Source organism: Pseudomonas laurentiana (assembly GCF_014648275.1).
Taxonomy (GTDB): domain Bacteria; phylum Pseudomonadota; class Gammaproteobacteria; order Pseudomonadales; family Pseudomonadaceae; genus Aquipseudomonas; species Aquipseudomonas laurentiana.
Genome location: NZ_BMQU01000014.1, coordinates 1 through 19,647, shown reverse-complemented (window position 1 = coordinate 19,647; position 19,647 = coordinate 1). Strand labels below are relative to the sequence as shown.

General features: G+C 59.5%; 18 protein-coding genes. 11 read left to right on the top strand and 7 right to left on the bottom strand.

The annotated features are described in order from the left end of the window. Positions 1–12: 12 nt before the first annotated feature. On the bottom strand, positions 13–510 hold the full coding sequence (locus IE038_RS15315) for a DUF721 domain-containing protein (protein ID WP_163932131.1): 498 nt from the start codon (positions 508–510) through the stop codon (positions 13–15). Positions 511–797: 287 nt separating this feature from the next. Between IE038_RS15315 and secA the strand changes: the two genes are divergently transcribed. The 4 genes from secA (at position 798) to IE038_RS15295 (ending at position 6,540) form a co-directional block, all read left to right on the top strand. Next, a complete protein-coding gene (secA, locus tag IE038_RS15310; protein ID WP_163932135.1) occupies positions 798–3,533 on the top strand; it encodes a preprotein translocase subunit SecA in 2,736 nt (911 codons plus the stop codon). Positions 3,534–3,660: 127 nt separating this feature from the next. Continuing rightward, entirely contained in the window at positions 3,661–4,878 is a 1,218-nt protein-coding gene (argJ, locus tag IE038_RS15305) for a bifunctional glutamate N-acetyltransferase/amino-acid acetyltransferase ArgJ (RefSeq protein ID WP_189395876.1), read from the top strand. A gap of 88 nt (positions 4,879–4,966) precedes the next feature. Then, complete coding sequence (locus tag IE038_RS15300) at positions 4,967–5,599, top strand: glutathione S-transferase family protein (protein ID WP_163932138.1); 633 nt, start codon at positions 4,967–4,969, stop codon at positions 5,597–5,599. Then, complete coding sequence (locus tag IE038_RS15295) at positions 5,596–6,540, top strand: Nudix family hydrolase (RefSeq protein WP_163932141.1); 945 nt, start codon at positions 5,596–5,598, stop codon at positions 6,538–6,540. The genes IE038_RS15300 and IE038_RS15295 overlap by 4 nt, the downstream gene beginning before the upstream one ends. Positions 6,541–6,579: 39 nt before the next feature. On the opposite strand, the gene IE038_RS15290 is transcribed toward IE038_RS15295, so the two are convergent. The 3 genes from IE038_RS15290 to IE038_RS15280 are packed head-to-tail and all read right to left on the bottom strand — an operon-like array spanning position 6,580 to position 10,139. Then, positions 6,580–7,143, bottom strand: a complete 564-nt coding sequence (locus IE038_RS15290) for a cob(I)yrinic acid a,c-diamide adenosyltransferase (protein ID WP_189395875.1) — start codon at positions 7,141–7,143, stop codon at positions 6,580–6,582. Positions 7,144–7,145: 2 nt separating this feature from the next. After that, on the bottom strand, positions 7,146–9,170 hold the full coding sequence (locus tag IE038_RS15285) for a sensor histidine kinase (RefSeq protein WP_189395874.1): 2,025 nt from the start codon (positions 9,168–9,170) through the stop codon (positions 7,146–7,148). Positions 9,171–9,221: 51 nt separating this feature from the next. Then, positions 9,222–10,139 carry a putative 2-dehydropantoate 2-reductase gene (locus IE038_RS15280; RefSeq protein WP_189395907.1) on the bottom strand — a complete coding sequence of 306 codons (918 nt, stop codon included), beginning with the start codon at positions 10,137–10,139 and terminating at the stop codon, positions 9,222–9,224. Between the two features lie 114 nt (positions 10,140–10,253). Between IE038_RS15280 and IE038_RS15275 the strand changes: the two genes are divergently transcribed. From IE038_RS15275 to IE038_RS15265, 3 genes are all read left to right on the top strand, one after another. After that, positions 10,254–10,739, top strand: a complete 486-nt coding sequence (locus IE038_RS15275; RefSeq protein WP_163932144.1) for a YajQ family cyclic di-GMP-binding protein — start codon at positions 10,254–10,256, stop codon at positions 10,737–10,739. Positions 10,740–10,852: 113 nt separating this feature from the next. After that, complete coding sequence (locus tag IE038_RS15270) at positions 10,853–11,692, top strand: mechanosensitive ion channel family protein (RefSeq protein ID WP_189395873.1); 840 nt, start codon at positions 10,853–10,855, stop codon at positions 11,690–11,692. Between the two features lie 172 nt (positions 11,693–11,864). After that, on the top strand, positions 11,865–13,103 hold the full coding sequence (locus IE038_RS15265) for an MFS transporter (protein WP_189395906.1): 1,239 nt from the start codon (positions 11,865–11,867) through the stop codon (positions 13,101–13,103). Here the strand turns inward: IE038_RS15265 and IE038_RS15260 are convergent. The 3 genes from IE038_RS15260 to IE038_RS15250 form a co-directional block, all read right to left on the bottom strand. Then, a complete protein-coding gene (locus tag IE038_RS15260) occupies positions 13,100–14,656 on the bottom strand; it encodes an AmpG family muropeptide MFS transporter (RefSeq protein WP_163932146.1) in 1,557 nt (518 codons plus the stop codon). The genes IE038_RS15265 and IE038_RS15260 overlap by 4 nt on opposite strands. 43 nt (positions 14,657–14,699) lie before the next feature. Then, positions 14,700–15,053, bottom strand: a complete 354-nt coding sequence (locus tag IE038_RS15255; RefSeq protein ID WP_163932150.1) for an MGMT family protein — start codon at positions 15,051–15,053, stop codon at positions 14,700–14,702. 114 nt (positions 15,054–15,167) lie between these two features. After that, positions 15,168–15,926 (bottom strand): SDR family oxidoreductase, encoded by a 759-nt coding sequence (locus IE038_RS15250; protein ID WP_189395872.1) that lies wholly within the window; start codon positions 15,924–15,926, stop codon positions 15,168–15,170. 79 nt (positions 15,927–16,005) lie between these two features. Here IE038_RS15250 and IE038_RS15245 point away from each other — a divergent pair, with 79 nt between their 5' ends. The 4 genes from IE038_RS15245 to groL all read left to right on the top strand — a co-directional run bounded on the left by IE038_RS15245 (position 16,006) and on the right by groL (position 19,529). Beyond that, positions 16,006–16,737, top strand: coding sequence for a HugZ family pyridoxamine 5'-phosphate oxidase (locus IE038_RS15245; RefSeq protein ID WP_163939868.1), 732 nt, complete (start codon positions 16,006–16,008; stop codon positions 16,735–16,737). 64 nt (positions 16,738–16,801) lie between these two features. Then, positions 16,802–17,272 carry an FxsA family protein gene (locus IE038_RS15240; protein WP_163939867.1) on the top strand — a complete coding sequence of 157 codons (471 nt, stop codon included), beginning with the start codon at positions 16,802–16,804 and terminating at the stop codon, positions 17,270–17,272. A gap of 264 nt (positions 17,273–17,536) precedes the next feature. Beyond that, entirely contained in the window at positions 17,537–17,830 is a 294-nt protein-coding gene (locus IE038_RS15235) for a co-chaperone GroES (RefSeq protein WP_065758936.1), read from the top strand. Between the two features lie 49 nt (positions 17,831–17,879). Continuing rightward, positions 17,880–19,529: a chaperonin GroEL gene (gene groL / locus IE038_RS15230; protein WP_065758937.1), complete on the top strand. Its 1,650-nt coding sequence runs from the start codon at positions 17,880–17,882 to the stop codon at positions 19,527–19,529. The last annotated feature ends 118 nt before the right edge of the window (positions 19,530–19,647 follow it).

Genomic DNA, 19,647 nt, shown 5'->3' with positions numbered 1-19,647 from the left:
ATGTGCCGCCCGTCAGTCTTGCGTGGAGCCTTTGTCTTTGTCTTTGTCCTTGTCCTTGTCCTTGTCCTTGGCATGGCTGGCCAGGCGTTCCAGCGCTGCCCGTAGCTTCGGATCACTGATGCCCTCGGCTGTCGCCTGAATGTTCTCGGCAGCCCGGCTGGAGATGTCGATGGGATGCCCGGTGGCTCGTGGCGCTGCAGTGGGGGGCTGCACCTTGAACAGGATTCGATTCAGGTTGTAGAACGCCTCCAGGCCCTGTAGCTGGCGTTGCAGGCGTTTTTGCTGATACCGCAGGCGGGTCGCCCAGTGGCCGTCAGTGACAATCAGCAGCAGTGTTCCTTCTCGCCAGGAGGCGACATGGCAATGTTCTCGAGCTGCAGGCTGCAACTGGCTTTCCAGCAGGCGCTGTAAGTGCGCCAGGCGTTGAGCCTGGTTGAGCAGCGCCTTGAGAGGCCGCGCCTCGCGCAGCAATATGGCTGGCGCGCGTGCAGTCAGGGGGCGAAAAGCCATGGTTGGTTACCTGAGGTTACAGAGCCTGTATCTTATCAGATCACCCTGCCCGGACCCCTGTAGAGGCGCTGTAAATGCAATCTTGTCGTGGCGATGGGTTGAACTTCACGAAAAAGCCCTTATTTTAAGTAGGCCCCGTCAAAGCGCTGTGCCAGCACTGTGGAAAACAACGCCACTTTCCTCTCCATCGTTTCCGGGTAGAATGCTCGTTCGCATGCGGCCATAAGGGCTGCACGGGCGACTCACGGGGCCGCCCTCCATCCCTACGTGTGGAAGATCCTGCCGATATGTTTGCGCCTTTGTTAAAGAAACTTTTTGGAAGCAAGAATGAGCGTGAAGTCAAACGCATGCTCAAGACGGTACAGATCGTCAATGCCTTCGAAGAGCAGATGGTGGCCCTTTCGGATGAGCAACTACGCGGCAAGACCGCCGAGTTCAAAGAGCGCCTGGCCAAAGGCGAGACCCTGGACAATCTGCTGCCTGAAGCCTTCGCGGTCGCTCGCGAGGCGGGTAAGCGGGTCATGGGGATGCGTCACTTCGACGTGCAGTTGATCGGTGGCATGACCTTGCACGAAGGCATGATCGCAGAAATGCGCACCGGTGAAGGCAAGACCTTGGTCGCAACCCTGGGCGTGTACCTCAACGCATTGTCCGGCAAGGGCGTGCACGTGGTCACGGTCAACGACTACCTGGCCCGCCGCGATGCCAACTGGATGCGTCCACTGTATGAATTCCTCGGCCTGACCGTCGGTGTGGTTACACCGTTCCAGCCGCCGGAAGAGAAGCGTGCTGCCTACGCTGCCGATATCACCTACGGTACCAACAACGAATTCGGTTTCGACTACCTGCGCGACAACATGGCGTTCAGCATGGAAGAGAAATTCCAGCGTGAGCTGAATTTCGCCGTGATCGACGAAGTCGACTCCATCCTGATCGACGAAGCGCGTACGCCACTGATCATCTCCGGCCAGGCAGAAGACAGCTCCAAGCTGTACATCGAGATCAACAAGTTGATCCCGCGCCTCAAGCAACACATCGAGGAAGTCGAGGGCCAGGTCACCCAGGCCGGTCACTTCAGCATCGACGAGAAGAGCCGTCAGGTCGAGCTCAACGAAGCTGGCCACCAGTACATCGAGGAGATGCTCTCCCAGGTCGGTCTGCTGGCCGAGGGCGAAAGCCTCTATTCGGCGCACAACCTGGGCCTGCTGACCCACGTTTATGCCGGCTTGCGTGCGCACAAGCTGTTCCATCGCAACGTCGAGTACATTGTTCAGGATGGTCAGGTCCTGCTGATTGACGAGCACACCGGCCGCACCATGCCAGGCCGCCGCTTGTCCGAAGGCCTGCACCAGGCGATCGAAGCGAAGGAAAACCTGAATATCCAGGCCGAGAGCCAGACCCTGGCTTCGACCACCTTCCAGAACTACTTCCGTCTTTACACCAAGCTGTCCGGCATGACCGGTACTGCTGACACCGAGGCGTTTGAATTCGCGCAGATCTATAACCTGAACGTTATGGTCATCCCGCCGAACAAACCGCTGGCGCGTAAGGACTTCAACGACCTGGTCTACCTGACGGCCGAAGAGAAGTACGCCGCGATCATCGCTGACATCAAGGAAAGCATGGCCCTGGGCCGTCCTGTTCTGGTGGGTACCGCGACGATTGAAACCTCCGAGCACATGTCCAACCTGCTCAAGAAGGAAGGCATCGATCACAAGGTTCTCAACGCCAAGTACCATGAAAAGGAAGCTGAGATCATTGCCCAGGCCGGTCGTCCGGGTGCATTGACCATCGCGACCAACATGGCTGGTCGTGGTACTGACATTCTCCTGGGCGGTAACTGGGAAGTCGAAGTGGCGGCCATGGAAAACCCGACCCCAGAGCAGGTTGCCCAGATCAAGGCCGACTGGCAGAAACGTCACCAGCAGGTTATCGAGTCCGGTGGCCTGCACGTGATTGCCTCCGAGCGTCACGAGTCGCGTCGTATCGACAACCAGTTGCGCGGCCGTTCCGGTCGTCAGGGTGACCCGGGCTCCAGCCGTTTCTATCTGTCGCTGGAAGACAGCCTGATGCGCATCTTTGCCTCTGATCGGGTGAAGAATTTCATGAAAGCGCTGGGCATGCAGTCCGGTGAGGCGATTGAGCACCGCATGGTGACCAATGCCATTGAAAAAGCTCAGCGCAAGGTCGAAGGGCGAAACTTCGATATTCGTAAGCAATTGCTGGAGTTCGACGACGTTGCCAACGAGCAGCGTAAAGTGATCTACCACATGCGTAACAGCCTGCTGGCGGCTGACAATATTGGCGACACCATTGCCGATTTCCGTCAGGAAGTGCTCGATGCCACCGTCAGTCAGCACATTCCGCCACAGTCGCTGCCCGAGCAGTGGGACGTGGCCGGTCTGGAAGCCGCGTTGGCCAGCGATTTCGGCGTCAAGCTGCCGATTCAGAAGTGGCTCGACGAAGATGACCACCTGTATGAAGAAACCCTGCGTGAGCGCCTGCTGAGCGAACTGCTGGCGGCGTACAACGAGAAGGAAGAGCAGGCCAGTGCCGATGCCCTGCGCACCTTCGAGAAGCAGATCTTGCTGCGCGTACTGGACGACCTGTGGAAAGACCACCTGTCGACCATGGATCACCTGCGTCATGGTATCCATCTGCGTGGCTATGCACAGAAGAACCCGAAACAGGAGTACAAGCGCGAGTCGTTCAACCTGTTCCAGGAACTGCTGGACTCGATCAAGCGCGACACCATCCGCGTGCTCTCGCACGTTCAGGTTCGCCGCGAAGACCCGATCGAAGAAGAAGCACGCCTGCGCCGCGAGGCGGAGGAGCTGGCTCAGCGCATGCAGTTCCAGCACGATGCTGCACCCGGTCTGGAGCAGAGTGACGTACAGGAAGACGGCGCCGAAGTCGCTGTTGCTGCTGCGCCAGTGCGCAACGAACAGAAACTGGGGCGTAACGAACTGTGCTGGTGTGGTTCGGGCAAGAAGTTCAAGCATTGCCACGGCCAGATCAACTGACGATCCAGCTCGGGTAACACGCTGATATCTGAACACCGCGCCGCGACAGGCTTCCTGCCTTCGCGGCGTTGTTCCATCTCAAGCGCCGCTGCAATGAGCACGGTGTATTTTTTCTAGGAGCGCTTTCATGGCTGTTGGTCTTGGTCCTTTGCCAACGTTGCACCCGGTCCCAGGTTTTGAACTCGGCATCGCCTCGGCGGGCATCAAGCGCCCAGGGCGCAAGGATGTCGTGGTCATGCGCTGCGCTGAAGGCTCCAGCGTGGCAGGTGTGTTCACCCTGAACGCCTTCTGTGCGGCCCCGGTGATCCTCTCCAAGCAACGTGTGCAGGGCACCGTGCGTTACCTGTTGACGAATACAGGCAATGCCAACGCCGGTACCGGCGCGCAGGGCCTGGCGGCTGCCGAGCGCACCTGCGCCAAGCTGGCCGAGCTGGCGGGCGTCGAAGCCAGTGCAGTGTTGCCATTCTCCACCGGTGTCATCGGCGAGCCGCTGCCGGTCGAGAAGATTGAAGGGGCCCTGCAGGCCGCCCTGGACGACCTGTCGGAAAACAACTGGGCCTCTGCCGCGACCGGCATCATGACCACCGACACCCTGCCCAAGGGCGCGAGCCGTCAGTTCCAGCACGATGGCGTCACTGTCACCGTGACGGGCATCAGCAAGGGCGCAGGCATGATCCGTCCGAACATGGCAACCATGCTGGGTTACATCGCCACCGATGCCAAGGTCGCACCGAATGTGCTCAAGGACCTGCTGCTGGACGGCGCCAACAAGTCGTTCAACCGTATTACGATCGATGGCGATACCTCGACCAACGATTGCTGCATGCTGATTGCGACCGGCAAGGCAGCGGTACCTGAAATCACCGAAGCCAGCGGCCCGCTGTTTGCCGCGCTGAAGCAAGCGGTGTTCGAGGTGTGCATGGAAGTGGCGAAAGCCATCGTTCGCGATGGTGAAGGTGCGACCAAGTTCGTGACCGTTGAGGTCAACGGCGGTGGCAATCATCAGGAATGCCTGGACGTCGCTTATGCAGTGGCCCATTCGCCGCTGATCAAGACTGCGTTGTTCGCCTCCGACCCGAACTGGGGCCGCATCCTGGCCGCAGTAGGCCGTGCCGGTGTGCCGAACCTGGATGTGAGCCTGATCGATGTGTACCTGGGCAGTGTCTGCATCGCTAGCAAAGGCGGTCGCAGTGCCAGCTACACAGAAGAGCAGGGTGCTGCTGTCATGGCGCAGGAAGAAATCACTATTCGCATCGAGCTGGGCCGTGGCCAGTGCAGCGAGATCATCTGGACGACGGACCTGTCCCATGAGTACGTGAAGATCAACGCCGAATACCGGAGCTGATCGAACCGCCGACAAGGCCGGCTCCAGCGCGAGCCTGCCTTGTTGGCGACCGGATCCGTACAATCGCCAAACCTTCTGGAGCCGAACCATGAGCTATCACCTGATCATCGGCGACAAGCTTTATTCCTCCTGGTCATTGCGCGCCGCCCTGGCGCTGGAACTGACCGGCGCGTCTTACTCCGAGCAACTCGTCAAACTCAACCAGCCTGATACCCGCGCCCGCCTGCTCGAGCATTCGCCGACCGGCAAGGTACCGCTGCTCAAGTGCGAGCACGGCACCATCGCCGACTCCTTGGCAATCGCCGAGTACCTGGCTGAGCGTCACCCCGATGCCCATCTGTGGCCGACTGACGTCTCGGCGCGTGCACAGGCCCGCTCGGCCTGCGCGCAGATGCACAGCGGTTTCTTCGCCCTGCGCGGGACCATGCCATTCGACCTGAGCCGTGACCAGGCGTTGGACTCGACCCCGGCTGATGTCCAGGCCGATATCGACCGCATCGTCGCCTTGTGGGCCGAGTGTCGTGCGGCAGCCAAAGCCAGTGGTCCTTTCCTGTTCGGTACGCCTGGCCTGGCCGACGCGTTTTTCGCGCCGGTGGCGGTTCGCTTGCGTACCTACCGGGTTGAACTGCCGGTCGAAGCGCTCAACTACATCGAGACGATTTACCAGTGGCCAGCCTTCCAGGCCTGGCAGAAAGCCGGATTGGCGGAGTGTGGACGGTGAAACGTATTCATGTAGCAGCCGCCGTGATTCGCGGTACCGACGGCCGGGTATTGATTGCTCGGCGTGCCGATAGCCAGCACCAGGGCGGTCTTTGGGAGTTTCCAGGCGGCAAGGTCGAGGAGGGCGAGGCCGTGCAGGCTGCGCTGGCCCGTGAGCTTCAGGAAGAGCTGGGCATTGTCCTCAGTGCAGCGCGACCGCTGATCAAGGTCAAGCACGACTACCCCGACAAACAGGTACTGCTGGATGTCTGGGAGGTGTCTGCGTTCACTGGCGAACCCCATGGTGCCGAGGGCCAGCCGTTGGCCTGGGTGGCGCCACGTGAGTTGGCGCAGTATGACTTCCCGGCAGCCAATCAGCCGATTGTGGCCGCAGCGCGTTTACCGGGTGAGTACCTGATCACCCCGGATGGTCTGGAAATGCCGCAATTGCTGCGTGGCATGCAGAAGGCTATTGCTGGTGGCGTCAAGCTGGTGCAATTACGCGCACCGAATATGTACGACCCGCAGTATCGCGACCTGGCCGTGGATGCCGTTGGCCTCTGTGCTGGCAAGGCGCAGCTGATGCTCAAGGGACCGCTGGAGTGGTTGGGGGATTTCCCGGCTGCCGGTTGGCATTTGACCTCCACGCAATTGCGTAAGTACGCGAGCAAAGGTCGTCCATTCCCAGAGAATCGTTGGCTGGCAGCCTCCTGCCATAACGCCGAGGAGTTGGCGTTGGCTGAACAGATGGGGGTAGATTTCGTGACGCTCTCGCCAGTGCAGGCGACGCAGAGTCACCCGGATACCGCCCCCTTGGGTTGGGAGCAGGTCACACAGTTGATCGAGGGCTTCAACCGTCCTGTGTTCCTGCTCGGTGGCGTTGGCGCTGCAGAGCGTGAGCGGGCCTGGCAGAGTGGTGCGCAGGGCGTTGCAGGGATTCGGGCGTTCTGGCCCGAAGTGTAACCGCACGGGACGAGTGCCCGACCGCCGCTGAAACGTGCCTCAGGGTTTGGCCGCAGGCTGCCACAGCACCTCGGCCACGCCCTGGCGTCGGGCAATCAGTCGGGCCGCTACGAACAGCAGGTCGGACAACCGGTTGATGTAGGCCAGGCCAACCCCGGCCAGCGGTTCAATGGCGTTCAGCGATTGGCAGCGTCGCTCAGCACCACGCGCCAGGCTGCGGCAGACATGGGCCTGGGCCACCAGGGTCGAGCCACCGGGCAGAATGAAATTCTCCAGTGGCCCCAGCTCTTCGTTCCAGCGATCGATCACGGCCTCCAGTGACTCGACTTGCGCAGCATTCAAGGCTTGATAGCTGGGCATCGCCAGCTCGCCCCCCAGATCGAACAGCCGATGCTGGCAGGGTGAAAGCACCTCGACCAGTTCCGCCAAGGCAGGCTCCGCCGCAAGGCCAGCCAGTAAAACACCAAGCTGGCTGTTGAGCGTATCGACCTCGCCGATGGCTTCGATTCGTGGGTGATCCTTCGGTACTCGGCGACCGTCGCCCAGGCCCGTTTCACCCTTGTCGCCGGTTCGGGTGTAGATCTTCGACAAACGAAAACCCATGCTCAAGACTCCGTTTTCTGGTTCGGTGGGGTGGTTGCCAAGGGCAGGCGCAGTGTGAAACAGGTGCCTTGGCCGGGGGCTGACTGCACCTCCATCTGGCCTTTGTGGTTATTGGTGATGATGAAGTAGGACACCGATAGCCCGAGCCCGGTGCCCTGGCCAATCTCCTTGGTGGTGAAGAATGGCTCGAAGGTTCGTTTACGCACGGCCTCGGTCATGCCGACACCGTTGTCTTCGACCTGGATCTCGGCCCAGGGTGGATTAAGTCGGGTGCGCAGGATGATCCGCCCGGGTTCGCTGCCGTCCTGGCGTTGGTGGATGGCCTGAGCTGCGTTTTTCAGCAGGTTCAGCAGCACCTGTTCCAGTTCGTTGGCCGTGCAGGGGACAGGTCCCAGGGCGGGATCGAACTGGCGGACAATGGCTTGGCCTTTGAAGTCGAAACCAATGGTCAGGTCGAAGTCGTTGCTGGCGATTTCGACTGCTTGGTCGATCAAGGCAGGCAGGTCGCAAGGCACCAGTTGGCGATTGCTGCGGCGGCTGAAGCTGAGCATATGAGTAACGATCTTTGCTGCTCGGGTGCCGGCTTGCTGAATGCCGTCGAGCAGTTGCGGTACTTCGCGCAGTTGCAGGTAATGGTTGACGACATTCAGGTCGATGCCCGCTTCGTTGGCTTGCTCGATGTTCTTCGGCAGTTCAGGCGACAGCCGTCGGCGGATGTTCTGGACGTTGTGCAGAATCGCACCAAGAGGGTTATTGATTTCATGCGCCATGCCCGCAGCGAGGCCACCGACCGAGAGCATTTTTTCCGATTGCACCATCATTTCTTCCAGCGAAAGGCGCTGGGTAATGTCGTCGATACGGATCACCACGCCACGTCCGCCGCCACCCATCAGCGGATAAAAGGTCAGGGCATAGTGGCGAGGCTCGTCGTCTTTGGTCCAGGTGACGCGTTCTATTTTCGCTACCCGGTGTTTCTCGACACTTTCCTTGAGCTGCGGCAGGAAGGGGCGTAGCGGCTCAAACGCGAGGAAAATCGGCTGGTTCAGCGCTTCGTCCAACGGCGTGCCAGAGAGCGCTGTGGCTTCCTGGTTCCATTGGGTGACGTAGAGCTGTTCGTCGAGGGCGATGAGGGCCGAGGGCATCGAATCGATAATGCTGTTGAGGTAGTTCTGAAAGCCGGTGAGCTTTTTCTCGATCTTGCTACGCACCTGGACTTCCAGTTCCAGCTTGCGGTTGGTATGGCGGGTTTCCTCGGCCAGGCCCTGAGCCTGATCAAAGGCATCCTGGAACTCGTCGCGGGCACGCTTGAGTTGTTGTTCCCGCGCTTCAATGCGCGAGAGCATGGTGTTGAAAGCTTCCGCCAGGCTGCCGATCTCGTCGCGGTTACCGGGTTGTGCACGCAGGGCATAGTTTTCTTCACGGGTGACCTGGCGCGTGAGCTGTTCAAGCCGGTTGATCGGCTCGGTAATCAGGCGTTTGATCTGCCGGGCGATGATCATCCATAGCAGCACGCTGAACACCAGAATGCCCAGGCTCGCCGTCAGTGTGCCGGTGTAGAAGGCCATTGGCAGTTCGCTACTGGCTACCAGCAGCAAGTGGCTGGGCGGTGAGCCCGGGCGTGGCAGTGGTATCAGTTGGGTGTTGCGAAACTCGGTAAGCCGCCACGTTTCAATATTGCGATAGCGTTTGGGCAGGTCGAGCAACTCGCCGTGCTGCAGTTGCGCAAGGCGCTTGCCATCACTGCCATACAAGGCGGCAGCGCGCAGTGGCGAATAACTGTCCAGCTCCTTGAGCAGCCTGTCGGCGGCTTCTGGCGAGTCGGTGGCCTGTTGCGCCAGTTGAGGGTTGGACACCAGTCGACCGATGGTCTGCAGTGCCTGGGGCGCCATGCTTTCCTGGGAAATCCAGTAGGCCGCACTGATGAAGGTCAGGTTGGCGACCAGCATCACGGTCACCAGCAGCACCAGCAGTGCGGCCAGTAGTTTTTGCCCAACGGGCAGGTTTTCCAGGCGTTCGCGCAGTGGCATGGTGTGGGCGTGATCCTGGTTGGGGGTTAGAGGGGCAGGGTACCGCTCGGCTCAGTCGCTGGGCAATCCGTGCGCGTTCAGGTATTCGACCAGACGTCGATGGAGCCGCTCCAGATGAGGCAGTTCGCAACCGTGACGGGCGGCAATGCGGCAGGCGTGGCCGAGCAGGTAGTGGATCTCGGTACGGCGTCCCTGACGGACGTCCTGGTACATTGACGAGTAGTTGGCGGCTGTGGCCTGAATCACTCGCTCGACCTCTTCGGCAAGGCCCTCTGCCGCCTGTGGCTGACCACAGTGGCGCAATAGTTCTGCGAGCTCCATGCACAGGGTTGCCACTTCACAGTGGTGCTCGTTCAGGCCGCCATTGCGGCATTCATGCAATACCGTCAGTGGGTTGATGGCGCAGTTCAATGCCAGTTTGCGCCAGAGCCGGGTCAGGATATCTGGCGTCCACTGATGGGGAATCCCTGCATCCTCCAGCTCATCGAGCCAGTCAGGGGCATTGGGTCTGGCAGGATCTCCCAGCCAGTTGAAGCCGTGCCCGGCAAAAACCACCTGCCAGTCGGCCTGGCGAAAAGCCCCTTCCGTACTGGAAGCGAAGATGCAGCGGGCATGGGGTACCAGGGCGGCGACTTCGTCCTGGCTGCCAAGGCCGTTCTGCAGCAGGATCAGCTCGGCATCAGGCGCCAACCGTGGCAGCAGGGTAGCGACTGCCTTGTGCGCGTCGTAGGCCTTGCAGGCAACCAGGAGGCGGTGGACAGGTCCTGTGCCTGCCGCTGTCTGCGCGGGAATCGCATGGGTGTGGGCGTGGCCCTGTTCGATCAGCGTCAGGCCGCCTGCCGCTTCATAGGCGGCCACGCGCTCATCGTCACGTAGAATCAGGCGTACTGCCTTGCCGGCGCGAGCCAGCCGACAGGCCCAGAGGCTGCCCAGGCTACCGGCGCCGAGAATATGCCAGGTGCTGCTCATCAGCGTTTCGCAACCGTTATAATGAGCGAGCATTTTAACCGTCAAACCCGGCGCGCTCCATCGTGCTCTTTAAATCAGGGCAGCGGGCGTGCCTTTTATTTTTGGAGAAAGGATATGCCGTCGTTCGACGTGGTATCGGAACTGGACAAACACGAAGTCACCAACGCGGTAGACAACGCGATCAAAGAACTGGACCGGCGCTACGACCTGAAAGGCAAAGGCAGCTTCGAGTTCAAGGAAAAGGAGCTCACTGTCAACCTGACAGCCGAAGCCGAATTCCAGCTTGAGCAGATGATTGAAATCCTCCGGTTGTCGCTGATCAAGCGCAAGATCGACTCGCAATGCCTGGAGATCAAGGATGCTTACCCGTCCGGTAAGGTCATGAAGCAGGAAGCCGTCCTCAAGGAAGGCATCGACAAAGAGCTGGCGAAAAAGATCGTTGCCCACATCAAGGAGGCCAAGCTCAAGGTTCAGGCCGCCATTCAGGGTGAGCAAGTGCGGGTAACCGGCAAGAAGCGCGATGACTTGCAAGAGGCCATCGCCGCCCTGCGTGCCAAGGAATTCGGCATGCCATTGCAGTTCAACAATTTCCGCGACTGAGCACTTTGCGTCAGGAACCTCGGCGCCATTTTGGCGTCCGAGGTTCCTCGGGCCGTTGATACGATTGCGGTGGGATATTTACGCTTTTTGCCATTTGGCATCAGGAGAGCACTATGGATTTGAACGCTGAAGTCGATCAACTGGTCAAGACCTCACAAAGCTGGATTCCATTGATCATGGAGTACGGCAGCCGTTTTCTGTTGGCGTTGCTGACCCTGTCCATTGGTTGGTGGCTGATCAACAAGGTGACATTCCGTCTCGGCAAGTTGCTGGCCTTGCGTAATGCCGACCTGGCACTGCAGGGGTTCATCAGCAGCCTGGCCAACATTGCCCTCAAGGTGCTGTTGATGGTCAGTGTCGCCTCGATGATTGGCGTAGAAACCACCTCGTTCGTTGCCGCCATTGGTGCCGCCGGTCTGGCCATCGGCCTGGCGTTGCAAGGCAGCCTGGCCAATTTCGCCGGTGGCGTGCTGATTCTGCTGTTCCGTCCGTTTCGCATTGGTGATGTGATTGAAGCGCAGGGTGTCAGCGGAACGGTGGATAACATTCAGATCTTCCACACGGTGCTGCGCACCGGTGACAACAAGACAGTGATCATGCCCAATGGCAGCCTGTCCAACGGTATCATCACCAACCACAACCGCCAGCCGACCCGTAAAGTCGTGTTCGATGTGGGTGTGGACTACGACGCCGACCTGCAAGCTGCACGTCGGGTGTTGCTTGAACTGGCCAATGATCCTCGGGTTCACAAGGATCCGGCGCCACAGGCCGTGGTATCGACCCTGGGCGACAGTTCGATCACTGTTTCCCTGCGTGTCTGGGTGAATACCGGTGACTACTGGGATGTGTTGTTCATGCTCAACGAGCATGCCCGTGATCGCTTGCGCACCGAGGGTATCGACATCCCCTTTCCGCAGCGTGTGATTCGCGTGGTTCAGGAAGCGACGGCCTAAGCGGGGCCTTCGTACAGGACGTCGGCCTTGCCGGTGATTCGGGCACTACACCCCACATGGGGCCGGTGCCGATAGCATCGCCAGCAAGGTCGGCGCCTACAATGTTCTATCGCGGGCGTGACTTTTCTGGCATACAGGCTGGCCGGATCTCCTTTGGCCCAGCGTTTTCATGTTGACCCCACTGCTGCAAATCACCCCAGTGCGCGCATTCTGCTTCGCACTGACCTTGGCGCTCTTCGAGCTGCTGACCTATGTCGCCAGTGATGTGGTCATGCCTGCCATGCCTACGGTCGTGAGCGACCTTCAGGCAAGTGCAGATTTCATCCCCCATGCCCTGAACCTCTATCTGCTTGGCGGTGTACTGCTGCAATGGCTGATCGGTCCACTGGCGGACCGTTATGGGCGGCGCCCGCTGTTGCTCGGTGGCTGCGTGTTTTTCAGCCTGATGTGCCTGCTCACTCATTGGGTGGAGGGCATTGAACTGTTCAACCTGCTGCGATTGTTGCAGGGCATTGGTCTGGGCTTTGTGGTGACGGTGAGCTATCCCGCCCTGAACGAAGCCTTCAGCGAGGCAGATGCGGTAAGGATGATGGCCCTGCTCGCGAATATCGCCTTGCTTTCACCCTTGTTGGGGCCCTTGCTTGGCACACTGTTGCTGGAGTGGATGTCCTGGCGCTGGATTTTTGTGTTGATTGGCGCCAGTGGCGTGCTGGCCTGGTTGGCGCTGTATCGCTTTATGCCTGAAACCCTCGGCGTTGAGCGGCGCGATGGCAGTCGACTAGCGTTTCAGCCGATTCATCTGATGTCGTTGTTGGCGGGCTATCGGCAGTTGTTGCTCCACCGCGGCTTCGTAGCAGGCAGTGCTGCGCTGGGCTTGATCGGCTTGCCGTTGATTGCCTGGATCGGGCTCTCGCCGGTATTGCTCATTCACGGCCAGGGCTTGAGCACGTTGCACTATGCGCTGTGGCAGTTGCCGGTGTTTGGCGGTTTGATTGTCGGGAACCTGATCATCAACCGGATTGCCGAGCGCTACGCGTTGCTGACCCTCGTGCGCGCTGGGTTGTGGCCGCTGGTGGGGGGCTTGCTGGCGATGATGGCTGTTGCCTGGTTGTACCCGTCGGTGGTCAGTGTGGTTGCCGGGCTATCGCTGTACGCGCTTGGGCTCGGGATCTGTAACGCGGTGTTGTACCGCATCACCCTGTTCGCCAGCGAGCAAAGCAAAGGCCTGGTGTCGGCGATGCTGGGCATGATCACGATTGCCTTGCTTGGCCTGGGTGGCTCGTTGCTGGCGATACTGGGCGCGGGCGAGGGGTTGCTGACGTTTGCCTTGGTTTCGGGGGGCGCCGGCTTGCTGGCGCTCTGGCCGTTACGTACGGTGCTGAGCGCTGGCGAACCGGCTATTTCGGACTAGGGGCGTTCGCCTACCGGGTTCTGTGGTTGATCCTGAGGTTCAGGCTTTCCACGGCGGATTTCTTGATGCCAGTGCAGGGCAATCAGGATAAGGGTCGGTACCCCCAGCAGTGCGGTAATCAGGAAGAAGTCGTGGTAGCCGAACTTTTCCACCATGACGCCTGAGTATCCGCCGATCAGTCGCGGCAGCAACAACATGATGGAACTGAGCAGGGCATACTGGGTTGCCGAGAACTTCAGGTTGGTCAGGCTCGACAGGTAGGCAACGAACGCCGAGGTCGCCAGCCCGGAGCTGAAGTTATCCAGCGAGATGGTGACGATCAGCATGTTCAGGTTAGGGCCCATGTCTGCCAGCATCAGGAACAGGATGTTGGTGCTGGCCGACGCCGCGCCACCGATGAACAGGATCGGCAAAATGCCGAAACGAACGATCAGCAGCCCACCAAAGCCGGCGCCAACCAAGGTCATGATCAGCCCGAAGATCTTGCTGACGCTGGCGATCTGATCCTTGGTGAAACCTTGGTCGATGTAGAACACGTTGGCCATAACGCCCATCACCGTATCCGACATCCGGTACGTAGCGATCAACCCGAGCAATAGCAGGGCCTGCCAGCGGTAACGCATGATGAAGTCGTTGACCGGGGTTAATACCGGTGCCAAGCCTCGCCGACCCATTGAAGACAGGCACAATGCTGTCAGGGTGATGTAGAGGATTGCACGCAGGAACGCGCGGTCTTCCAGCAGCAGGTCGAGCAGGCTCGTGCCCCCGAATAGCACGCTGGCGAAGTCGGTGTAGTACAGCTGGGTAAAGGTCGCGGGTACCGACACCAGCAGCACGATCAGCACGAACACGGACACCAATTGATGGGTGAAACCGTAGCGCGCCGCCGACAGCTGTGTGCGCAGCGGTACGGGAGGCTCACGCATCAGCAGGCTGGTGACCAGTGCTGGCACCATCATCACACCGAACAGTACATAGGTGCCGGTCCAGGCCTTGTGCAGGTAGTTGAAACCGGTTGAGCCGAAGCCCTCAGCGAAAAACAGGGCACCCGCGGTGGCGAGCAGGGCTGCGACGCGGTAGCCCGCCATGTAGCTGGCAGCCAAGGCAGCCTGACGCTGATCGTCGGCGATCTCCAGACGATAGGCATCGACGGCGATATCCTGGGTTGCCGAGGCAAATGCGACAAGCACAGCCAGGGCAATCAGCCAGGACAGGTGCTTTTGCGGGTCGCAGAAGCCCATCCCGATCAGGCCGATGATCACCAGTATCTGCGATAGCACCAGCCAGGAGCGGCGTCGACCGAGCTTGCCCAGTACAGGGAGGCGCCACTGGTCGAGCAGTGGCGACCACACCCATTTAAAGGCGTAAGCCAGGCCGATCAGGCTGGCATAACCAATCGTCTCGCGGGCCACACCCGCCTCACGCAGCCATACGGACAGGGTCGAGAACACCAACATGTACGGCAGGCCGGCGGCAAAGCCGAGTAGCAACAGCACCAGCGTCGACGGGCTGGCATAGGCAGCGAGCGCAGCGCGCCAGGTTTTACGGGGCATGGGCCAACATCTGCCTCAAGTTTACGAAAACAAAGCGCGCACTCTAACCGCTGTGCTCCATTGGACGCCAGCCATGGCACGACATATCCACATGATTATTCCGGATGGTGACCCCTTCTGCACGCAGTCTGGCACGTTGTTCATCGCCCGAGGGCGTACCTTGAACCAGGCTCAAACGGCCACCGGCAGCAATCACGCGATGCCAGGGAAGCTGTGTCGAATCAGGCAGTTGCCCCAGCGTACGCCCGACCCAGCGCGCTGCACGCCCCAGGCCGGCCATTTCGGCCAGTTGACCATAGCTGACGACCTTGCCGGGCGGTATCTGGTCCAGTACCACATAGAGTGCCGTTCGTCTGGCTTCTGGTGTTTGTCGTGGATCACCGGCTACCACGTTCATGACTGAGCACTCACCGCGATAGCGTGCTGGATCGCTGTGAGCCGGGAAACAGGCCGTGAACGCGTGTGCATGGTTTGGCTCAGTCCTCGCTCAGGGGGCGACTGGATAACGCTTTTACAGACGCAAACCGCCGTCCAGCTCCAGAATACGCCCACTGAAGTAATCGTTTTCAAGAATGTAGGCGGCCGAGTGAGCAATTTCCGCTGGTGTACCCATGCGTTTGAGTGGGATGCCGGAGGTCATTTTCTCCAGCGCCTCGGGCTTCATGCTGGCGGTCATTTCAGTCTCGATAAACCCGGGAGCAATGCCTGCGACCCGGATACCGTAACGGGCCAACTCTTTCGCCCAGGTAACGGTGGCAGCCGCGACACCGGCCTTGGCAGCCGAATAGTTGGTCTGGCCCAGGTTTCCTGCGCGGGAAATCGAGGAAATGTTGATGATCGCGCCCTGATTGTTCAGCTCGATCATTTTCGCGGCGACTTCGCGGGTACAGAGGAAAACCCCCGTAAGGTTCACATCAATCACCGACTGCCATTGAGCCAGGCTCATTTTGCTCATTTGGCCGTCCTTGACCTTCACCAGCAAGCCATCACGCAGGATACCCGCATTATTGATCAGGCCATGAATAGCGCCGAAATCTGCGGCGACCTGTTCAACCATCTGGACGACCTGCTCTTCGTCGGCGACATTGCACAGGTAGTAGCGTGCTTCGACACCCAGTGCCTTGCACGCAGCGACGGTGTGCTGGAGTTTTTCTTCGTTGAGGTCGACGAGTGCCAGGCGAGCACCTTTGCCGGCCAGGTACTCAGCCATTGAACGACCCAAGCCCTGGCAACCGCCGGTGATAATGATTACTTTGTCGGTTAATTGCATAGCGATGCTCCACGGGCAGGTTTGGGGGCGGGCGAACACATTTTTTGTTTATGACGGATTCTAGTCTGAGGGTCACAAAGTGAGCGCTAAAGCGACGAAGCATGCACGAGAACTGCTGCTCAAGGAATACCGGGGTGTCCTGTCGACCCACTCCAAGTCGATGCCGGGTTTTCCATTTGGTTCGGTGGTGCCCTATTGCCTGGATGCCGAAGGCCACCCGCTGATTCTCATCAGCCGTATCGCTCAGCACACCCATAACCTGCAGCGTGATCCGAAATGTTCGTTGCTGGTCGGTGAGCGGGGGGCCGAAGACGTCCAGGCCGTAGGGCGCCTGACGTTGCTGGCCGAGGCCCAGCCGCTCGAGAGCGCCGAAGCCATTGAGGCCGCGGCTGAACGCTACTACCGATACTTCCCGGAGTCGCGTAACTACCATCGCGCCCATGATTTCGACTTCTGGGTACTCAAGCCCGTACGTTACCGCTACATCGGCGGTTTCGGTGCAATTCACTGGCTAGACCACGTGGCCCTTGCCAACCCGTTTGCCGGGAAGGCAGAGGCCAGCATGATCGAGCACATGAACAGCGATCATGCCAAGGCAATCGCCCACTATGTGGCTTTGGGCGGTTTGCCGCAGGTCGTGCCTGCGCAAATGGCCGGCATTGACAGTGAAGGCATGCACTTGCGGATTGGCCAAGGCCTCTACTGGCTGCCCTTTGGTCAGCCTTGCAATACGCCGACACAAGTGCGCGAAGCCCTGGTTTTTCTGGCCCACGCCGACGACTGGCCGACCAGCGAGCAGGCGGAGGCTTGAAATTGCAATGGAATGCAACCATTAAGGATTTTTTGGAAGGTCGTCTTCCATCGAGGAACCCTTGATGCGTGCTTTTCTACTGCTGTTCTTGCTTTTTCCGGTGCTCGAGCTCTATGTGTTTTTCAAGGTCAGCACCGCCATTGGATTCTTCCCGGCGCTGCTGCTGATCATTGCCTCTTCGGCATTGGGCGTGCTGGTTATGCGGGTGGCCGGCCTGGCTACCGCGCTACGCGCGCGTGAAAGCCTGCAGCGTGGCGAGTTGCCTGCCGAGCAGATGTTCCAGGGGCTGCTGCTGGCTGTCGGTGGTGTACTGCTGCTGGTGCCAGGTTTCATTACCGATGTTGTGGGCCTGATTTGCCTGCTGCCGGTTACCCGGCGTCTGATCGGGCGTCGTTTGCGTGAGCGTGCCGAGGCGCAGGCGATGCGTCAACGGGCGTTTTCCGATGACCCGTTTGCGGGCCGTCCTGGTGCTCAGGGCAATGCTCCGCGACAGCCGAATGTCATCGAGGGTGAGTACGAGCACCGCGACTCTTGAGTCCAGGCTATTTACTTGACGGCCCCCTACGGGGCCGTTTTTTATGCGACCGCTCGACAAAAAAAATTTCAGGTGAAGCCTTGTAATCGCCTTGGGCGACCTCATGTATGGGTCACCGAAAGGTTTCTGGTTATATACGCCAGACAAGACATGCGTGGTTCGCCTGGCGAGCCACGAACGGTCGGGCCAACTTGGGCCACGCCGATAGCCTCAACCAGCCGGTTTAAACCGGCCGATGAAAACCACAATTAGGAGAGATCGACAATGAAGCTTCGTCCTCTGCATGACCGCGTCGTCATCCGTCGCAGCGAAGAAGAATCGAAAACCGCTGGCGGTATCGTTCTGCCAGGTTCGGCTGCTGAAAAACCTAACCGTGGCGAAATTGTCGCTGTAGGTACCGGCCGCATTCTGGACAACGGTGAAGTACGTGCGCTGGCCGTGAAAGTGGGTGACAAGGTTGTTTTCGGCCCTTACTCCGGTAGCAACACTGTGAAAGTCGACGGCGAAGACCTGCTGGTGATGAGCGAGAACGAAATTCTCGCGGTCATCGAAGGTTAATCAACCGCTGGTTTCCCGTTACTTCAAAGTATTCAAGGATTAAACGATCATGGCTGCTAAAGACGTAAAATTCGGCGATTCCGCCCGTAAGAAAATGCTGGTTGGTGTCAACGTTCTGGCTGACGCGGTAAAAGCGACCCTGGGCCCGAAAGGCCGTAACGTGGTTCTGGCCAAGAGCTTCGGTGCACCGACCATCACCAAGGACGGCGTTTCTGTCGCCAAAGAAATCGAGCTGAAAGACGCCTTCGAAAACATGGGCGCTCAACTGCTCAAAGACGTCGCTTCCAAAGCCAACGACGATGCCGGTGACGGCACCACCACCGCGACCGTCCTGGCTCAAGCCATCGTCAACGAAGGCCTGAAAGCCGTCGCTGCCGGCATGAACCCAATGGACCTGAAGCGCGGTATCGACAAGGCGACCATCGCCATCGTCAAAGAGCTGAAAGGTCTGTCCAAGCCATGCGCCGACTCCAAGGCCATCGCTCAGGTGGGTACCATCTCGGCCAACTCCGACAACTCCATCGGTGACATCATCGCCGAAGCCATGGAAAAAGTCGGTAAAGAAGGCGTGATTACCGTCGAAGAAGGCTCGGGCCTGGAAAACGAACTGTCTGTTGTCGAAGGCATGCAGTTTGACCGTGGCTACCTGTCTCCTTACTTCGTCAACAAGCCAGACACCATGGTTGCCGAGCTGGAAGGCCCGCTGCTGCTGCTGGTTGACAAGAAGATCTCCAACATCCGCGAACTGCTGCCAGTTCTGGAAGCGGTTGCCAAGTCCGGCCGTCCGCTGCTGATCGTGGCTGAAGACGTTGAAGGCGAAGCGCTGGCGACTCTGGTCGTCAACAACATGCGCGGTATCGTCAAGGTTGCTGCAGTCAAGGCACCTGGTTTCGGCGACCGTCGCAAGGCCATGCTGCAGGACATCGCTGTCCTGACCGGCGGTACCGTGATCTCCGAAGAAATCGGCCTGAGCCTGGAGTCCGCTACTCTGGAGCACCTGGGTAATGCCAAGCGCGTCACCCTGTCGAAAGAAAACACCACCATCATTGATGGTGCTGGTTCCGAAGCCGACATCGAAGCACGCGTCAAGCAGATCCGTGCCCAGATCGAAGAGACTTCCTCGGACTACGATCGTGAAAAACTGCAAGAGCGTCTGGCCAAGCTGGCTGGCGGTGTTGCCGTGATCAAGGTCGGTGCTGGCACCGAAGTCGAGATGAAAGAGAAGAAAGCCCGCGTTGAAGACGCCCTGCACGCTACCCGCGCAGCCGTCGAAGAAGGCGTGGTACCTGGCGGTGGCGTAGCGCTGGTTCGCGCCCTGCAAGCCATTTCTGAGCTGAAAGGCGACAACGCCGATCAGGACGTGGGTATCGCTCTGCTGCGTCGCGCTGTCGAAGCACCGCTGCGCCAGATCACCGCTAATGCCGGCGACGAGCCAAGCGTTGTGGTTGACAAGGTCAAGCAAGGTTCGGGCAACTTCGGTTACAACGCTGCTACCGGTGAGTACGGCGACATGATCGAAATGGGCATCCTGGACCCAGCCAAGGTTACCCGTTCGGCTCTGCAAGCTGCAGCGTCCATCGGTGGTCTGATGATCACCACCGAAGCGATGGTTGCCGACGCTCCAGAAGACAAGCCAGCCGGTGGCATGCCTGATATGGGCGGCATGGGTGGCATGGGCGGTATGGGCGGCATGATGTAAGCCAGCCTTACCCGCTTCAAAACAAAACCCCTGGCCGAAAGGCCAGGGGTTTTTTGTTGTGCGCCAGGCATGGCGCGTTGCGCGTTAGCGCAACCCGTTTGGCTGTGGTGGCTGAATG

Bases quoted from the DNA above. Each gene is read 5' to 3' on its own strand.
- IE038_RS15250 (WP_189395872.1), bottom strand. From the start codon at position 15,926: ATGCAATTAACCGACAAAGTAATCATTATCACCGGCGGTTGCCAGGGC.
- IE038_RS15315 (WP_163932131.1), bottom strand. From the start codon at position 510: ATGGCTTTTCGCCCCCTGACTGCACGCGCGCCAGCCATATTGCTGCGC.
- IE038_RS15300 (WP_163932138.1), top strand. From the start codon at position 4,967: ATGAGCTATCACCTGATCATCGGCGACAAGCTTTATTCCTCCTGGTCA.
- argJ (WP_189395876.1), top strand. From the start codon at position 3,661: ATGGCTGTTGGTCTTGGTCCTTTGCCAACGTTGCACCCGGTCCCAGGT.
- IE038_RS15260 (WP_163932146.1), bottom strand. From the start codon at position 14,656: ATGCCCCGTAAAACCTGGCGCGCTGCGCTCGCTGCCTATGCCAGCCCG.
- IE038_RS15290 (WP_189395875.1), bottom strand. From the start codon at position 7,143: ATGGGTTTTCGTTTGTCGAAGATCTACACCCGAACCGGCGACAAGGGT.
- IE038_RS15280 (WP_189395907.1), bottom strand. From the start codon at position 10,139: ATGAGCAGCACCTGGCATATTCTCGGCGCCGGTAGCCTGGGCAGCCTC.
- IE038_RS15270 (WP_189395873.1), top strand. From the start codon at position 10,853: ATGGATTTGAACGCTGAAGTCGATCAACTGGTCAAGACCTCACAAAGC.
- IE038_RS15240 (WP_163939867.1), top strand. From the start codon at position 16,802: ATGCGTGCTTTTCTACTGCTGTTCTTGCTTTTTCCGGTGCTCGAGCTC.
- IE038_RS15235 (WP_065758936.1), top strand. From the start codon at position 17,537: ATGAAGCTTCGTCCTCTGCATGACCGCGTCGTCATCCGTCGCAGCGAA.
- IE038_RS15255 (WP_163932150.1), bottom strand. From the start codon at position 15,053: ATGAACGTGGTAGCCGGTGATCCACGACAAACACCAGAAGCCAGACGA.
- IE038_RS15285 (WP_189395874.1), bottom strand. From the start codon at position 9,170: ATGCCACTGCGCGAACGCCTGGAAAACCTGCCCGTTGGGCAAAAACTA.
- IE038_RS15275 (WP_163932144.1), top strand. From the start codon at position 10,254: ATGCCGTCGTTCGACGTGGTATCGGAACTGGACAAACACGAAGTCACC.
- groL (WP_065758937.1), top strand. From the start codon at position 17,880: ATGGCTGCTAAAGACGTAAAATTCGGCGATTCCGCCCGTAAGAAAATG.
- secA (WP_163932135.1), top strand. From the start codon at position 798: ATGTTTGCGCCTTTGTTAAAGAAACTTTTTGGAAGCAAGAATGAGCGT.